Source organism: Bacillus sp. AR2-1 (genome assembly GCF_008368755.1).
GTDB lineage: Bacteria > Bacillota > Bacilli > Bacillales > Bacillaceae_G > Bacillus_A > Bacillus_A wiedmannii.
In genome coordinates this window covers 1-14,884 of sequence record NZ_QORY01000048.1, presented here as the reverse complement: position 1 = coordinate 14,884, position 14,884 = coordinate 1, and the positions used below count along the sequence as shown (strand labels likewise).

16 protein-coding genes, 1 tRNA gene, 1 rRNA gene, 1 other RNA gene and 1 other annotated feature are annotated in these 14,884 nt (G+C 37.0%); of the genes, 15 read left to right on the top strand and 4 right to left on the bottom strand.

The window, feature by feature from the left end; all coding sequences use genetic code 11:
• Positions 1 to 53: 53 nt before the first annotated feature.
• Entirely contained in the window at positions 54 to 1,055 is a 1,002-nt protein-coding gene (locus DT250_RS31045) for a YaaC family protein (protein ID WP_088061445.1), read from the bottom strand.
• Between the two features lie 115 nt (positions 1,056 to 1,170).
• On the opposite strand from DT250_RS31045, the gene guaB reads away from it, so the two are divergent.
• From guaB to DT250_RS31010, 7 genes are all read left to right on the top strand, one after another.
• Positions 1,171 to 2,634, top strand: coding sequence for an IMP dehydrogenase (gene guaB, locus DT250_RS31040; RefSeq protein ID WP_000264076.1), 1,464 nt, complete (start codon positions 1,171 to 1,173; stop codon positions 2,632 to 2,634).
• Between the two features lie 113 nt (positions 2,635 to 2,747).
• Entirely contained in the window at positions 2,748 to 4,055 is a 1,308-nt protein-coding gene (gene dacA / locus DT250_RS31035; protein WP_149214365.1) for a D-alanyl-D-alanine carboxypeptidase DacA, read from the top strand.
• A 161-nt stretch (positions 4,056 to 4,216) separates the two neighbouring features.
• Positions 4,217 to 5,104 carry a pyridoxal 5'-phosphate synthase lyase subunit PdxS gene (gene pdxS, locus DT250_RS31030; RefSeq protein WP_000186157.1) on the top strand — a complete coding sequence of 296 codons (888 nt, stop codon included), beginning with the start codon at positions 4,217 to 4,219 and terminating at the stop codon, positions 5,102 to 5,104.
• A gap of 18 nt (positions 5,105 to 5,122) precedes the next feature.
• Positions 5,123 to 5,713, top strand: a complete 591-nt coding sequence (gene pdxT, locus DT250_RS31025; protein ID WP_149214364.1) for a pyridoxal 5'-phosphate synthase glutaminase subunit PdxT — start codon at positions 5,123 to 5,125, stop codon at positions 5,711 to 5,713.
• A 54-nt stretch (positions 5,714 to 5,767) separates the two neighbouring features.
• Positions 5,768 to 5,989: a binding site (T-box leader), on the top strand.
• 51 nt (positions 5,990 to 6,040) lie between these two features.
• Positions 6,041 to 7,315: a serine--tRNA ligase gene (gene serS, locus DT250_RS31020; RefSeq protein ID WP_048543009.1), complete on the top strand. Its 1,275-nt coding sequence runs from the start codon at positions 6,041 to 6,043 to the stop codon at positions 7,313 to 7,315.
• 156 nt (positions 7,316 to 7,471) lie between these two features.
• Positions 7,472 to 7,564: transfer RNA gene (locus DT250_RS31015), tRNA-Ser, on the top strand.
• Between the two features lie 166 nt (positions 7,565 to 7,730).
• Positions 7,731 to 8,123 carry a sigma factor-like helix-turn-helix DNA-binding protein gene (locus DT250_RS31010; protein WP_000364198.1) on the top strand — a complete coding sequence of 131 codons (393 nt, stop codon included), beginning with the start codon at positions 7,731 to 7,733 and terminating at the stop codon, positions 8,121 to 8,123.
• Between the two features lie 35 nt (positions 8,124 to 8,158).
• Here DT250_RS31010 and DT250_RS31005 read toward each other — a convergent pair whose 3' ends face one another.
• The 3 genes from DT250_RS31005 to DT250_RS30995 all read right to left on the bottom strand — a co-directional run bounded on the left by DT250_RS31005 (position 8,159) and on the right by DT250_RS30995 (position 10,130).
• On the bottom strand, positions 8,159 to 8,827 hold the full coding sequence (locus DT250_RS31005) for a deoxynucleoside kinase (RefSeq protein ID WP_001053583.1): 669 nt from the start codon (positions 8,825 to 8,827) through the stop codon (positions 8,159 to 8,161).
• A gap of 2 nt (positions 8,828 to 8,829) precedes the next feature.
• Positions 8,830 to 9,465, bottom strand: coding sequence for a deoxynucleoside kinase (locus DT250_RS31000; protein ID WP_000148207.1), 636 nt, complete (start codon positions 9,463 to 9,465; stop codon positions 8,830 to 8,832).
• A 125-nt stretch (positions 9,466 to 9,590) separates the two neighbouring features.
• Positions 9,591 to 10,130, bottom strand: coding sequence for a cysteine hydrolase family protein (locus tag DT250_RS30995; RefSeq protein WP_149214363.1), 540 nt, complete (start codon positions 10,128 to 10,130; stop codon positions 9,591 to 9,593).
• Between the two features lie 107 nt (positions 10,131 to 10,237).
• Here DT250_RS30995 and tadA point away from each other — a divergent pair, with 107 nt between their 5' ends.
• The 8 genes from tadA to DT250_RS30955 all read left to right on the top strand — a co-directional run.
• Positions 10,238 to 10,738: a tRNA adenosine(34) deaminase TadA gene (gene tadA, locus DT250_RS30990; RefSeq protein WP_149214362.1), complete on the top strand. Its 501-nt coding sequence runs from the start codon at positions 10,238 to 10,240 to the stop codon at positions 10,736 to 10,738.
• Between the two features lie 80 nt (positions 10,739 to 10,818).
• Positions 10,819 to 11,083, top strand: an RNA gene (gene ffs / locus DT250_RS30985) — signal recognition particle sRNA large type.
• A 132-nt stretch (positions 11,084 to 11,215) separates the two neighbouring features.
• On the top strand, positions 11,216 to 12,904 hold the full coding sequence (gene dnaX / locus DT250_RS30980) for a DNA polymerase III subunit gamma/tau (protein ID WP_149214361.1): 1,689 nt from the start codon (positions 11,216 to 11,218) through the stop codon (positions 12,902 to 12,904).
• Positions 12,905 to 12,929: 25 nt separating this feature from the next.
• Entirely contained in the window at positions 12,930 to 13,256 is a 327-nt protein-coding gene (locus tag DT250_RS30975) for a YbaB/EbfC family nucleoid-associated protein (RefSeq protein ID WP_179952886.1), read from the top strand.
• 14 nt (positions 13,257 to 13,270) lie between these two features.
• Positions 13,271 to 13,867, top strand: a complete 597-nt coding sequence (recR, locus tag DT250_RS30970) for a recombination protein RecR (protein WP_000559168.1) — start codon at positions 13,271 to 13,273, stop codon at positions 13,865 to 13,867.
• A 14-nt stretch (positions 13,868 to 13,881) separates the two neighbouring features.
• Positions 13,882 to 14,103, top strand: a complete 222-nt coding sequence (locus tag DT250_RS30965; RefSeq protein ID WP_000466020.1) for a YaaL family protein — start codon at positions 13,882 to 13,884, stop codon at positions 14,101 to 14,103.
• 216 nt (positions 14,104 to 14,319) lie between these two features.
• A complete protein-coding gene (locus tag DT250_RS30960) occupies positions 14,320 to 14,589 on the top strand; it encodes a pro-sigmaK processing inhibitor BofA family protein (protein WP_001089486.1) in 270 nt (89 codons plus the stop codon).
• Positions 14,590 to 14,808: 219 nt separating this feature from the next.
• Positions 14,809 to 14,884, top strand: a 16S ribosomal RNA gene (locus DT250_RS30955); the annotation flags it as partial.

Sequence of the window (14,884 nt, the reverse complement as noted above, 5' to 3'; positions counted from 1 at the left end):
GAGTAGGACGTCGCCAAGCAATTAAAAACACAAGTCTTTTGACTTGTGTTTTTTTATTTCCCATGAAATAGGCTCGGTTCTGTTAGTAAAAAAGACGAAATATAGTAAGGGATTTTTTGAGCAGAAATAGTAAGAAATTGATAAATAAATGGATAATCTTCAGAGCCATAGCTCCCAAGTAAATCATACCACCAATCTGTTTCGTATCTAGAAATCATACTTAAATTGTAGAGCAATAAATAATGAACAAGAAGTTCAGGTAATACTGGTTTAGGATTTCTCGGGTCAATTGGAATTGGTAAGTAATAAGTATCAGCAAGATATTCGTAGTATAAAGGCGTACTATATATAGGGTTCCACGACTGGATAGGAGCTGTAAAAAGCAGATTCGATCCGCTCGTTTTCCCAGGAACATGTTGTATGGATAAATGCTTACAAGTTGATTCAATGTAACGTGAAAATCTTTCTGTAGTCATATGGAGTCGATCTAGTATGTTGACCGAAAAGGAAAGTTCATTTGTATTTGTTGAATCGATTTTATATAAAGTGGCCCCTCTTTGACTATAGCGAAATAAATTTTGTAATTCAGGAATATTTCCCATTAGATCTAGCATGTTAAACTTCTCTGCTTCTAAGTGTTTCATGTGAAACAGCTGTTCTGCAATATGAGTAAATAATCCATTTTTTTGCACCTTCACCTCATCTTCTAAAAATTGATACCCCTGTTTTTTTCGTTTACGAGTCGTAACACCATGAGCTAAAACGGTAGTGGATTCTGGATAGTTAGGATCAATAGTTAGTAAGCAGGCTTTAAAAAGTTGGCTCATTCCATAAAACAATAACATTGGCTGAATCGAAAAGGGGGCTACCTTATATAATTCATAATAGTTTTTCCCGTGTTCTAAGTAATAAATAAAGGGATAACAATTTTCGAAACTTTTTTTTTCAGCATCTTGTATGGAGGATTTTTCATAGCAACGGGCAAGATAACGTTGTACATTTTGAGATGAAAAGAAGAAACTTAATTGCTGCCAAGTACAATGTGTTTGATGCATATATTACGCTCCTTTTATTGTCTAAAAATTCTAACATATATATACGTCCTTGACAGTATTTTAACCAATTGATAAGCTACTAATAATAATTTCTGGTATCATGGGGGGAACAATTATGTGGGAATCTAAATTTGTTAAAGAAGGTTTGACTTTTGATGACGTATTACTTGTACCAGCAAAGTCAGATGTACTACCAAGAGAAGTAAGTGTTAAAACAGTTTTATCTGAAAGCTTACAGTTAAACATCCCGTTAATTAGTGCAGGAATGGATACAGTAACAGAAGCTGATATGGCTATTGCAATGGCTCGTCAAGGCGGTTTAGGAATTATTCATAAAAACATGTCTATTGAACAACAAGCGGAGCAAGTTGATAAAGTAAAACGTTCTGAAAGTGGCGTTATTTCAGATCCTTTCTTTTTAACTCCAGAACATCAAGTGTATGATGCAGAGCATCTTATGGGAAAATACCGTATCTCAGGTGTACCGGTTGTAAATAATTTAGACGAGCGAAAATTAGTTGGTATTATTACAAACCGTGATATGCGTTTTATCCAAGACTACTCAATCAAAATTTCCGACGTAATGACAAAAGAAAAGCTAATTACAGCTCCAGTTGGTACAACGCTGGAAGAAGCTGAAAAGATCCTACAAAAGTACAAAATTGAAAAACTCCCTCTCGTTGATAACAACGGTGTATTACAAGGGCTTATTACAATAAAAGATATTGAAAAAGTAATTGAATTCCCAAATTCTGCGAAGGATAAGCAAGGACGCTTATTAGTTGGAGCAGCGGTTGGTGTAACGGCTGATGCTATGCTTCGTATCGACGCATTAGTAAAAGCTAGCGTAGATGCAATCGTACTTGATACAGCTCATGGACATTCTCAAGGTGTTATTGATAAAGTGAAAGAAGTTCGTGCGAAATATCCATCACTAAATATTATCGCTGGAAATGTTGCTACTGCTGAAGCAACGAAAGCATTAATTGAAGCAGGTGCAAACGTAGTTAAAGTTGGTATTGGACCAGGCTCTATTTGTACGACACGCGTTGTAGCTGGCGTGGGTGTACCACAATTAACAGCAGTTTATGATTGTGCAACAGAAGCTCGTAAACACGGTATTCCAGTTATTGCTGATGGTGGTGTTAAGTACTCTGGTGACATGGTAAAAGCTTTAGCAGCAGGAGCACACGTTGTTATGTTAGGTAGTATGTTTGCTGGTGTTGCTGAAAGCCCTGGAGAAACTGAAATTTATCAAGGTCGTCAATTTAAAGTATATCGTGGTATGGGTTCTGTTGGAGCGATGGAAAAAGGAAGTAAAGACCGTTACTTCCAAGAAGGAAATAAAAAACTTGTTCCAGAAGGTATTGAAGGTCGAGTACCATATAAAGGACCTTTAGCCGATACAGTTCATCAATTAGTTGGTGGATTACGTGCCGGTATGGGATATTGCGGAGCTCAGAATTTAGAATTCTTACGTGAGAATGCACAATTCATTCGTATGTCAGGTGCTGGTTTACGTGAAAGCCACCCTCATCACGTACAAATTACAAAAGAGGCTCCAAACTACTCATTGTAATGTCTTATATACAAATAGACGGAGATTTGATATCTCTGTCTATTTTTTTTTGATTATGTTAGAATAACGGTTATGTGAGTACATAGATATTGGGGGTAGCAAAAGTGAAAGGTATGTTTTGCAAAAGATTCATTGCTTTAGTAACAATGCTTACACTAGCTTGTAGTATGTTGTTACCATATAGCAATGCATCAGCAGAAACAGGAGCTGCTTTAAACATTGAAGCAGGTGCAGCAATTTTAGTTGAAGCGAATTCTGGGAAAATTTTATATCAAAAGAATGCAGATGAATTATTATCAATTGCTAGTATGACAAAGATTATGAGTGAATATTTAGTTCATGAAGCAGTGGATAAAGGAAAACTTAAGTGGGATCAAAAAATTAAGGTTTCTGAATATGCGTATAAAGTTTCACAAGATGCTTCTTTATCAAATGTTGCATTAGAAAAAGGTGGCATTTATACAGTAAAAGAGTTATATGAAGCAATGGCAATCTTTTCTGCAAATGGTGCAACAATTGCATTAGCAGAAGCAATTGCAGGTAAAGAAGTAGACTTCGTAAAAATGATGAATGATAAATCGAAAGAACTAGGGTTGAAAAATTATAAATTTGTCAATTCTACAGGTTTAACGAATAAAGATTTAAAGGGAATGCATCCCGAAGGAACAACAGCGGATGAAGAAAATAAAATGTCTGCAAAGGATGTTGCAACTTTAGCACAACATTTAATTAAAGATTATCCAAAAGTGTTAGATACAGCAAAAATCCCGAAAAAAGAATTCCGTCCAGAAAAAGAGAAGTTTGCAATGTCGAACTGGAACTGGATGTTAAAGGGCTTAGTGAAAGAATATGATGGCGTAGATGGCCTGAAAACAGGCTCGACTCCAGAAGCAGGGGATTGCTTCACTGGTACGGTTGAAAGAAACGGAATGCGTTTTATTTCTGTAGTTATTAAAACAAGTTCTCATACAGCACGTTTTGATGAAACAAAGAAGCTATATGATTATGGATTTGCTAACTTTGAAATGAAGCAAATGTATAAAAAAGATTCTTCAGTAAAAGGACAAGAAACAGTACGAGTAGAAAATGCTAAAGATAAAGATGTAGCAGTTCAAACAAAACAAGCTGTTTCACTTCCGGTGCCAAAAGGAAGTAAAGATGTTTATAAAACAGAATTAAAAGAAGCAAATAAGGGACAAGAAGCACCTATTAAAAAGGGAGCTGCACTTGGCCAAATGGTAATCACACCAAAAGATGCGAATGATCCTGGATTTTTATCTGGTAAGTCATTACAAATAGATCTTGTAACAACGTCTGCAGTAGAGGAAGCGAATTGGTTTACTCGCTCTATGCGCGGAATTGGTTCTTTCTTTAGTGGTATATGGAATAGTGCTGTTGATACAGTAAAAGGTTGGTTTTAAAAGCTCCTCATTGTAGGGGCTTTTTCTTATTCCTATTTTTCATACCGACTTTATGAAAAAGTAGTAGACAAGCATCTGATAGTTAGTGGTAGAATGTAAGAGTATTCTTAATTTTCGCCTTTAACGGGGGAAAGCAATTCACCTAGGGGGGTTTTTGTAACATGACAAATGTAACAGGGACAGAACGTGTAAAACGTGGAATGGCAGAAATGCAAAAAGGCGGCGTTATTATGGACGTAATTAACGCTGAACAAGCAAAAATTGCAGAAGAGGCAGGCGCAGTTGCTGTTATGGCACTAGAGCGTGTACCAGCAGATATTCGAGCAGCAGGTGGCGTTTCTCGTATGGCAGACCCAACAATCGTTGAAGAAGTTATGGGCGCTGTTTCAATTCCGGTTATGGCAAAATGCCGTATCGGTCATCTTGTAGAAGCACGTGTATTAGAATCATTAGGGGTAGACTATATCGATGAGAGTGAAGTATTAACTCCTGCTGATGAAGTATACCATTTAAATAAACGTGATTACACAGTTCCGTTTGTATGTGGTTGCCGTGATATCGGAGAAGCTGCACGTCGTATTGCAGAAGGTGCATCTATGCTTCGTACAAAAGGTGAACCAGGAACAGGAAACATTGTAGAGGCAGTGCGTCATATGCGCCAAGTCAATGCAGAAATCCGTCAAGTTGCAAGTCTACGTGAAGATGAGTTAATGACATATGCAAAAAATACTGGTGCTCCTTATGAAGTACTACTTGAAATTAAACGCCTTGGTCGTTTGCCAGTTGTAAACTTCGCAGCAGGTGGTGTAGCAACACCAGCAGATGCAGCGTTAATGATGCAACTTGGTGCAGATGGTGTATTTGTTGGATCTGGTATCTTCAAATCAGAGAATCCAGAGAAATTTGCACGCGCAATCGTTGAAGCGACGACTCATTATGAGGATTACGAACTAATTGCAAGCCTTTCTAAAGGATTAGGTAATGCGATGAAAGGTATTGAAATTTCAACGTTATTACCAGAACAACGTATGCAAGAGCGTGGATGGTAATTGAAGGAGAACTTTAAAATGGTGAAAATCGGTGTACTAGGTCTTCAAGGTGCAGTTCGTGAGCATATAAAATCAGTTGAAGCAAGTGGTGCAGAAGCTGTTGTTGTAAAGCGTATAGAGCAACTTGAAGAGATTGATGGTCTTATTTTACCAGGCGGTGAAAGTACAACAATGCGCCGTCTTATTGATAAGTATGCTTTCATGGAACCACTTCGTACATTCGCGAAGTCTGGTAAACCAATGTTTGGTACATGTGCAGGTATGATTCTTCTTGCAAAAACACTTATTGGCTATGAAGAAGCACATATTGGTGCTATGGATATTACAGTAGAGCGCAATGCGTTCGGACGCCAAAAAGATAGCTTTGAAGCCGCACTGTCAATTAAAGGTGTAGGAGAAGAATTTATTGGTGTATTTATTCGTGCTCCGTATGTTGTAAATGTAGATGATGATGTTGAAGTACTTTCCACACATGGTGATCGAATGGTAGCAGTAAAACAAAATCAGTTTTTAGCTGCTTCATTCCATCCAGAATTAACGGATGATCATCGTGTGACAGCATACTTTGTAGAAATGGTAAAAGAAGCGAAAATGAAAAAAGTTGTATAAGTAACTTGCAACTTGTATAAGATTATAGTAAATTGATGGTAACAATTTTATAAAATAAGCGTGTTGATAGGAAGTAGTAACAAATGCCGTTTCTTATAGAGAGTCGATGGTTGGTGGAAATCGATAGAAACAGTTTGTGAATCCATCCTGGAATGGAATGTGGAATATCTTTATGATTAGTAAACATTCCCGGTGAAGAGCCGTTATTTCTACTTGAGAGGAAAGCGGTAATGCTTTCAACTAGGGTGGCAACGCGGGCTAACTCCCGTCCCTTTATATAGGGACGGGAGTTTTTTGTGTTTTATAAAATAAAAGGAGGAGTATATAATGCTTGATATTAAATTTTTACGTACAAATTTTGAAGAAGTAAAAGCAAAGTTACAGCATAGAGGCGAAGATTTAACTGATTTTGGTCGTTTTGAAGAGCTGGATACGAGAAGAAGAGAATTACTTGTTCAAACAGAGGAATTAAAAAGTAAACGTAACGAAGTATCTCAACAAATCTCTGTATTGAAGCGTGAAAAGAAAGATGCAGAAGCTCTAATTCTAGAAATGCGTGAAGTTGGAGAAAAAGTAAAAGATCTTGATAATGAACTTCGTACAGTTGAAGAAGATTTAGAAAGATTAATGTTATCTATTCCAAATATACCTCATGAATCTGCTCCAATTGGTGAAACAGAGGATGATAATGTAGTAGCACGTAATTGGGGAGAAGTGAAAGAATTTGCTTTTGAACCAAAACCACATTGGGATCTTGCTACAGATTTAGGAATTTTAGATTTTGAGCGTGCTGGGAAGGTAACAGGAAGCCGCTTCGTATTCTATAAAGGTGCTGGCGCGAGATTAGAGCGTGCTTTAATTAGCTTTATGCTTGATCTTCATACTGACGAGCATGGATACGAAGAAGTATTACCTCCGTATATGGTAAACCGTGCAAGTATGACAGGAACAGGACAACTTCCGAAATTTGAAGAAGATGCATTCCGTATTGAAAGTGAAGATTACTTCTTAATTCCAACAGCTGAAGTACCTGTAACGAACATGCACCGTGATGAAATCTTAAATAAAGAGCAACTGCCTATACGATATGCTGCATTTAGCTCTTGTTTCCGTTCTGAAGCAGGTTCAGCTGGCCGTGATACACGTGGCTTAATTCGTCAGCATCAGTTCAATAAAGTAGAGCTTGTAAAGTTCGTAAAACCAGAAGATTCTTATGAAGAGTTAGAAAAACTAACAAATGATGCAGAACGCGTGTTACAATTATTAGAGTTGCCATATCGCGTTATGAGCATGTGCACAGGCGATTTAGGATTTACAGCAGCGAAGAAATACGATATCGAAGTATGGATTCCAAGCTATGGCACATATCGTGAGATTTCTTCTTGTAGTAATTTTGAGGCTTTCCAAGCGAGACGTGCAAATATCCGTTTCCGTCGTGAGCCAAACGGCAAACCAGAACATGTTCATACATTAAATGGATCTGGTCTTGCAATTGGACGTACGGTGGCAGCTATTTTAGAGAACTACCAACAAGAAGATGGTACAATTATAATTCCAGAAGTTCTTCGCCCTTATATGGGAGGAAAAACAGTTATTAAGTAAATTTATAAACATTCATCGGTATGAGTGATTGGTAATTATGAGCGTTGTCAGTACTATAATGTAGGAGAGGAAAAGTAAAATTTTCCTTTCCTCATAATTTATTTTAGTAGGGTTGACTAACTGTTTTTCTTTTGATATTATATTTGATGTCAATATGGAGGTATACCCAAGTCTGGCTGAAGGGATCGGTCTTGAAAACCGACAGGCGGCGAGAGTCGCGCGGGGGTTCGAATCCCTCTACCTCCTCCAGATATAATTGACAACAGCGCATATAAGTGGAGATTGGAGAACTCGTTACCAACACGTAACGAGTTTTTATTTTAAAACCAATCATAAAGTATGGTGTAAGGCGATTTTGTCCTTATTACACACTCATATTCCGATGATTATCTTCATAGATATGAAAGGAGTCAACATGGATCTTATTATACAAACGTTTCCTTTAGATGGAAAAACTTTATATTATGTACAATGTCCTGTCTGTAAGAACAATAGAATTTTAAACAGTGGTGCAAATGTGTCACGCATTATAAGCGATGATACATTCCGTAAACTTTGTGGTTGCACTTGTGATGTAAAGCAAACTGCGACAAAAGTAGAGGCGCCAAAAAAAGTTGAAAAAGCAGCTGTAAAGAAAGAAGCAGCTCCAAAACGTACAGGTAAAGTATTAACAGCAGTGATTAACGGGAAAGAAATGACTGTTAAAGAGATTGCTGAAACATACGATATTAGTACAAGTACTGTTCGTCAGCGTATTAACGCTGGAAAACCTGAGAGTGAAATTATTGCTCCGACAAAAAAGAAGTAATTTAATAGAAAAACCCGTGCGTATGCACGGGTTTTTTATTTTACAAGTTTACGTGTTTGTTTTAAAAAATGGCCAATTTTTTTAATGATTGGTTCGATTGAATCACCATCTTTTAAAATATCGTATTCATTAATGTTTAATCGTAAAACAGGGCATGCATTAAAGTTATTAATCCAGTTTTCGTAACGGCCATGCATCTCTTTCCAATACTCAATTGGTGTTTGTTGTTCCATCGGACGTCCGCGTTCTTGGATACGATCAACAATATCATCGAAAGAACCTTCTAAGTAAATTAATAAATCAGGATGAGGGAAGTAAGGAGTCATGACCATAGCGTCAAATAAACCTTTGTATGTTTCATAATCAGTTTCCGTCATTGTACCTTTTTCATGATGCATCTTTGCAAAAATTCCAGTGTCTTCATATATAGAGCGATCTTGAACAAAACCGCCACCGTATTCAAAAATTCTTTTTTGTTCTTTAAATCGTTCTGCTAAAAAGTACACTTGCAAGTGGAAGCTCCAGCGTGTGAAATCAGCATAGAACTTGTCCAAATACGGGTTCGAATCTACCTTTTCAAATGATGTGCGATAACCTAAAGCGTTAGCTAATGCAGTTGTCATAGTTGATTTTCCGACACCTACTGTTCCAGCAATAGTGATTACTGCGTCATTTGGTATATCATATTTTTGCCTTAAATTCATTGTTATTCCGACTCCTTTAAGAGAGTATTTTGAAGGGCGGATAGGATGACGTTTAAATCATCAGGATTTTTTACAAAATCCATATCGTCTCCGTTAAATTTTAATACTGGGATATCTGGATGATCTTTTTTAAAAGTATCCATTGCTGTTTCGTAATCTTTTGTGAGCTGTAGTAAGTAATTTGGATCCATGTTTTTTTCGAATTCTCTTCCGCGCATCGCAATTCGTGTTTGTAATGTTTCCAAGCTAGCTGTTAAATAAACGATAACGTTTGGTACAGGCATATCTTGTGTAAGGATACGATAGATTTGCATGTACTTGTCATATTGAGAATTCTTTAATGTACGGGATGCGAAAATTAAATTTTTAAATATATGATAATCCGCTACTACTGGTTTCCTTTGATTCAAATACTTTATGTTAATATCTTCTAATTGTTTGTATCTATTACAAAGAAAGAACATCTCTGTTTGAAAACTCCATTCGTCGATGTCTTCATAGAATTTTCCTAAAAAAGGATTCTCATCAACAATTTCTTTTAGTAAGTGGAGTTGCATGTGAGTTGAAATTGCCTTCGCAAGTGAGGTTTTTCCAACACCAATTGGTCCTTCAACCGTGATAAATGGTACTCCGGTCACGCTGTTTCCTCCTTTCAATCAGTGATTTACCGTGACTACTAAAAACACAAAACAGAATTATTGTAGCACAGGAGGGAAGCGAGCGGGTTAATTTGATATAAAAAGTTAGAAAATAAATATATGTATTAATTAATTTTTATTTGAGATGACGGTACTATATTTGCTTTTAATGTGGCCTCCATTATTTTTAAAGCATGCAGATTATCCTGATCATGATTAGAGGCAATACAGTCCTGTGGTACATACAGTGTATAATTTCTCATATGAGCATCGTTAGCTGTAAAGAGGATACATATATTCCCGGCGACTCCTGTCAATATTAGATTTTCTATTTTAAAATAGCCTAATAAAGAATTTAAAGGTGTTTCATAAAAAGCAGAGTAATGTGGTTTAATAAAAATGTAATCATCAGTATTTGGAGCAATCTTATGAATGATATTTTCACTATACTCATTTGTACAATGAGTAATTAGTTGGTCAATATCAGATCTCCAAAGTTGATAATGGTCATTAACATAAATTATGGGGTAGCCAAAGGATTTCATTGTTTTCTTTAATTGTAAAATAGGGTTTGTTATAATTTCGCATTTTTTAGCTAGGGTGGGCCCGTGTGAAAATTGAAAATCATTAATCATATCGATAATGAGTAAGGCAGTATTCTTCATATGTAATCCCCTCTCTTTTTTATTAGGGTGGATTGAATTTGTAAAAGTTATCCCATGTGCAGTAAGTGGAAAAAAGTGTATTTTATTTTAGGTGAAAGGACTATGGTATGGAATACGATCAAGATATTTATTTTATGCAGTTAGCAATAGAAGAGGCTAAAAAAGCAGAGGCAATACAAGAAGTACCGATTGGTGCAGTTATAGTGTTAGATGGTGAAGTAATTAGTGTTGCTCATAATTTAAGAGAAACTGAACAAAGATCAATAGCTCACGCTGAGTTATTAGCTATTGATGAGGCGTGCAAAAAATTAGGGACATGGCGTTTAGAAGATGCGACGTTATATGTAACATTAGAGCCTTGTCCGATGTGTGCGGGTGGAATTGTTTTATCACGAGTGAAGCGAGTTGTATATGGTGCAAGTGATCCGAAAGGTGGATGTGCAGGGACTTTGATGAATCTTTTAACGGATGAACGCTTTAATCATCAATGCGAGGTAGTTGCTGGTGTATTAGAAGAAGAATGCGGTACTTTGTTAACAAACTTTTTTAGAGAGCTTCGTAAAAAAAGAAAAGCGATAAAAAAATTAGAGAAAAGTAACGAGAATTAACGTATTTGCATTTTGTAAAAAAACAAGTTATACTGATAATGCCTTTTAATGAAGGCAACCGAATATTGGTTTTAACTTTGCCGTGCTAAGCGGGGAGGTAGCGGTGCCCTATACTCGCAATCCGCTCTAGCGAGGCCGAATCCCTTCTCGAGGTTATGCTGCTGTAAGGTCTGCCTTAAGTAAGTGGTGTTGACGTTTGGGTCCTGCGCAACGGGACCCCGTGAACCTTGTCAGGTCCGGAAGGAAGCAGCAATAAGCGGGTCTTCTCGTGTGCCGCAGGAGTGCCTGAACCGAGCTAACTGCTTGAGTAACGCTTATGGTACGTAATCGACAGAAGGTGCACGGCAGTTATATATGTATACAAAACTCACCTTAATACTAAGGTGGGTTTTTTGTATAGAAAATAACTTTTGGAATCTATAAACAGAATGGGTTATAATAAATAAGATAATAACCTTTGAGGGAGGCCGTATTTTCGTGTCATACCAAGCGTTATACCGAACATGGAGACCGCAAAAATTTGAAGATGTAGTTGGTCAAAAGCACGTGACAAAAACGTTGCAAAATGCCCTTCTTCAAGAGAAAGTTTCACATGCTTATTTATTTTCTGGGCCGAGGGGAACAGGAAAAACGACAATTGCAAAAGTATTTGCAAAAGCAATCAACTGTGAACATGCTCCGGTAGCTGAACCTTGTAATGAATGTCCTTCTTGTTTGGGGATTACACAAGGATCTATTTCAGATGTATTAGAAATTGATGCGGCTTCAAATAACGGTGTAGATGAAATTCGAGATATTAGAGATAAAGTAAAATATGCTCCAAGTGCTGTAGAATATAAAGTATACATTATTGATGAAGTCCACATGCTTTCTATGGGTGCCTTCAATGCGCTTTTAAAAACGTTAGAAGAGCCGCCAGGACACGTCATCTTTATTTTGGCGACAACAGAACCGCATAAGATTCCGCCTACAATCATTTCACGTTGCCAGCGTTTTGAATTTCGAAAAATATCAGTAAATGATATTGTTGAGAGATTATCGACGGTTGTGACGAATGAAGGTACGCAAGTAGAAGGTGAGGCGTTACAAATTGTTGCACGTGCCGCTGAAGGTGGTATGCGTGATGCGCTTAGTCTTATTGATCAGGCAATATCTTATAGTGATGAGACAGTTACGACAGAAGATGTATTAGCTGTGACAGGTTCTGTTTCCCAGCAATACTTAGGTAACTTAGTAGAATGTATACGTGAAAATGATGTATCAAGAGCATTACGTATCATAGATGAGATGATGGGTAAAGGGAAAGATCCAGTTCGTTTTATGGAGGATTTCATTTACTATTATCGCGATATGCTTTTATATCAAACCTCACCACAACTGGAACATATGTTGGAACGAGTAATGGTAGATGAGCAATTCCGGATGTTAAGTGAAGAAATGCAACCGGAAGTAATCTATGAAATCATTCATACGCTTAGTAAGGGACAACAGGAAATGAAGTGGACAAATCATCCGCGAATTTTCTTAGAAGTTGTTATGGTACAACTGTGTCAACAGTTTATGATGCAAGCGAACGGTGCAGATCGTTTACAAGCAATTATGAACAGGATGCAGCAATTGGAGAAAGAGTTAGAACAAGTCAAAAAGAATGGTGTGCCGGCTGGTGTGCAGCAAGAAGTCAGAGAGACACGTGCAACACCAAAGCCAGTGCGTACAGGTAGTATGAAAATCCCTGTTGGACGCGTAAATGAAGTGTTAAAGCAAGCAAAGCGTCAGGATTTAGAACAATTAAAAGCTGTGTGGGGTGAGTTGTTAGGAAGACTCAAATCATACAACAAAGTAGCGTTTGCTGTTTTATTAGAAAATAGCGAACCGGTAGCGGCTTCGGATGATACTTACGTTTTAGCGTTTCAATATGAGATTCACTGTAAAATGGCAAGCGAAAACCGAGAAGCTATGGATACAGTGGAACAAGCCTTATTTGAACTGTTAAGTAAAAGATTAAATATGATTGCCATTCCAAAAAGTGAATGGGGTAAAATCCGTGAAGATTTTTTACAGCGTGAAGGCGAGAATTCTGAAGAAAGCCCAGATAAAAAAGAAGATCCTCTTATAGAAGAGGCAGTAAAATTAGTAGGACAAGAACTTATTGAAATAAAAGAGTAATAATAATTAGGAGGAATTAATTATGATGCGTGGCGGAATGGGAAATATGAATAATATGATGAAACAAATGCAAAAGATGCAAAAAGATATGGCAAAAGCGCAAGAAGAACTTGGCGAAAAAACAGTTGAAGGTACAGCTGGCGGCGGTATGGTCACAGTTATTGCAAATGGTCATAAGCAAATTCTTGAAGTGAAAGTTAAAGAAGAAGTTGTAGATCCAGAAGATATCGAAATGTTACAAGACTTAGTGTTAGCTGCAACGAATGATGCACTTAAAAAAGTTGATGAACTTTCAAACTCTACAATGGGTAAATTTACAAAAGGCTTAAACTTACCAGGTGGAATGTTCTAGGAGGATACTGATATATGCATTATCCAGAACCGATATCGAAATTAATTGATAGTTTTATGAAGTTGCCAGGAATCGGACCGAAAACAGCGGTTCGATTGGCATTTTTCGTATTAGATATGAAAGAAGATGATGTGTTAGGTTTTGCAAAAGCACTTGTGAATGCGAAGCGAGATTTAGCGTATTGTTCTGTATGCGGACATATTACTGACCGCGATCCTTGTTATATTTGTAATGATTCGCATCGAGATCAGTCGATTGTTTGTGTTGTGCAGGAACCGAAAGATGTAATCGCAATGGAAAAGATGAAAGAGTATCAAGGTGTATATCATGTGTTACGTGGTGCGATTTCTCCAATGGAGGGAATTGGACCGGAAGACATTAATATCCCGCAACTTTTAAAGCGACTGCATGATGAAACGGTACAAGAAGTGATACTAGCAACAAACCCTAATATTGAAGGGGAAGCTACAGCGATGTATATATCCCGCCTCTTAAAGCCGACAGGTATTAAAGTAACTCGTATTGCACATGGTCTACCAGTTGGTGGAGATTTAGAATATGCAGATGAAGTGACACTGTCGAAAGCGTTAGAAGGTCGTAGAGAAGTATAAGAGGAGAAACAAAAATGTTCTTTCAAAAAAAGGGTAAATTGCGTAAAGAGTATGATGATAAGCTAATTGTACTATTAGAAAAAGTGAAGAATGAATGGTTACGTCAGAAGAGAATGGTTGAACAAAGTGTGGAACCATCTCAAGATGTACTTTGTTCTTTGAAAATAGCAGAGGCGAAATATTTCTTCTTGTTAAAAGAAGCAAAACGTCGTCCTGTAAAAATGGAACAATGGTAAAAGGTTCTGCTGAAAAAGCAGAACCTTTTATTTTATTTATTAAATATTTAGTGGTTACTTCGTTTGGAAAGAAAGATTAATGGTTTTTATGAAGAAAGTGTTGCCGAATGAAGGTTAACAAGATAAAACAACTGGAGTTGTAGGGTAAATGTTCTTTTTTATCGCCTTGTCCCATACAAATAAATATGTATAGGTCACTTTCATAAGGAGGAAAAAATGAATTCTACAGTTGTTATTGTCGGTATTCTTACTTTAGTTTTTATCTTTCTTGTTTTTGGTGTTTCTTCTAAGCCGTTACGTTTTATAGGAAAAGCGCTCTTTCATGTTACTTTAGGGATAGCATTACTCTTTATCGTAAATGTTGTAGGAACATATTTTGATTTTCATATTCCAATTAACTTGGGAACCGCAACAATCACAAGTATATTAGGCCTACCTGGTGTTGCTGCATTAGTGGTTATTAAGCTTTATATCATGCCAAGATAAAATTATTTTGGCATTTTTTTAAAAAGTGTTGACGAACAAATGATTAATATGGTAAATTAATAAGCGTCGTCAGGAACGAAAGAAAAAAGTTAGTTGACATTTAACGCGAAATGTTAACATAAAAGTCGCAAATGAGCGCCGATGTAGTTCTTTGAAAACTGAACGAAACAAACAACGTGAAACGTCAATTTTTATTTTTAGATGCTAGACAAACTAACTTTATTGGAGAGTTTGATCCTGGCTCAGGATGAACGCTGGCGGCGTGCCTAATACATGCAAGTCGAGCGAATGGATT

Bases quoted from the DNA above. Each gene is read 5' to 3' on its own strand.
- serS (WP_048543009.1), top strand. From the start codon at position 6,041: ATGCTTGATATTAAATTTTTACGTACAAATTTTGAAGAAGTAAAAGCA.
- DT250_RS30995 (WP_149214363.1), bottom strand. From the start codon at position 10,130: ATGAAGAATACTGCCTTACTCATTATCGATATGATTAATGATTTTCAA.
- dacA (WP_149214365.1), top strand. From the start codon at position 2,748: ATGTTTTGCAAAAGATTCATTGCTTTAGTAACAATGCTTACACTAGCT.
- pdxS (WP_000186157.1), top strand. From the start codon at position 4,217: ATGACAAATGTAACAGGGACAGAACGTGTAAAACGTGGAATGGCAGAA.
- tadA (WP_149214362.1), top strand. From the start codon at position 10,238: ATGGAATACGATCAAGATATTTATTTTATGCAGTTAGCAATAGAAGAG.
- DT250_RS30975 (WP_179952886.1), top strand. From the start codon at position 12,930: ATGCGTGGCGGAATGGGAAATATGAATAATATGATGAAACAAATGCAA.
- DT250_RS30965 (WP_000466020.1), top strand. From the start codon at position 13,882: ATGTTCTTTCAAAAAAAGGGTAAATTGCGTAAAGAGTATGATGATAAG.
- DT250_RS31045 (WP_088061445.1), bottom strand. From the start codon at position 1,055: ATGCATCAAACACATTGTACTTGGCAGCAATTAAGTTTCTTCTTTTCA.
- DT250_RS31010 (WP_000364198.1), top strand. From the start codon at position 7,731: ATGGATCTTATTATACAAACGTTTCCTTTAGATGGAAAAACTTTATAT.
- DT250_RS30960 (WP_001089486.1), top strand. From the start codon at position 14,320: ATGAATTCTACAGTTGTTATTGTCGGTATTCTTACTTTAGTTTTTATC.
- DT250_RS31005 (WP_001053583.1), bottom strand. From the start codon at position 8,827: ATGAATTTAAGGCAAAAATATGATATACCAAATGACGCAGTAATCACT.
- pdxT (WP_149214364.1), top strand. From the start codon at position 5,123: ATGGTGAAAATCGGTGTACTAGGTCTTCAAGGTGCAGTTCGTGAGCAT.
- guaB (WP_000264076.1), top strand. From the start codon at position 1,171: ATGTGGGAATCTAAATTTGTTAAAGAAGGTTTGACTTTTGATGACGTA.
- recR (WP_000559168.1), top strand. From the start codon at position 13,271: ATGCATTATCCAGAACCGATATCGAAATTAATTGATAGTTTTATGAAG.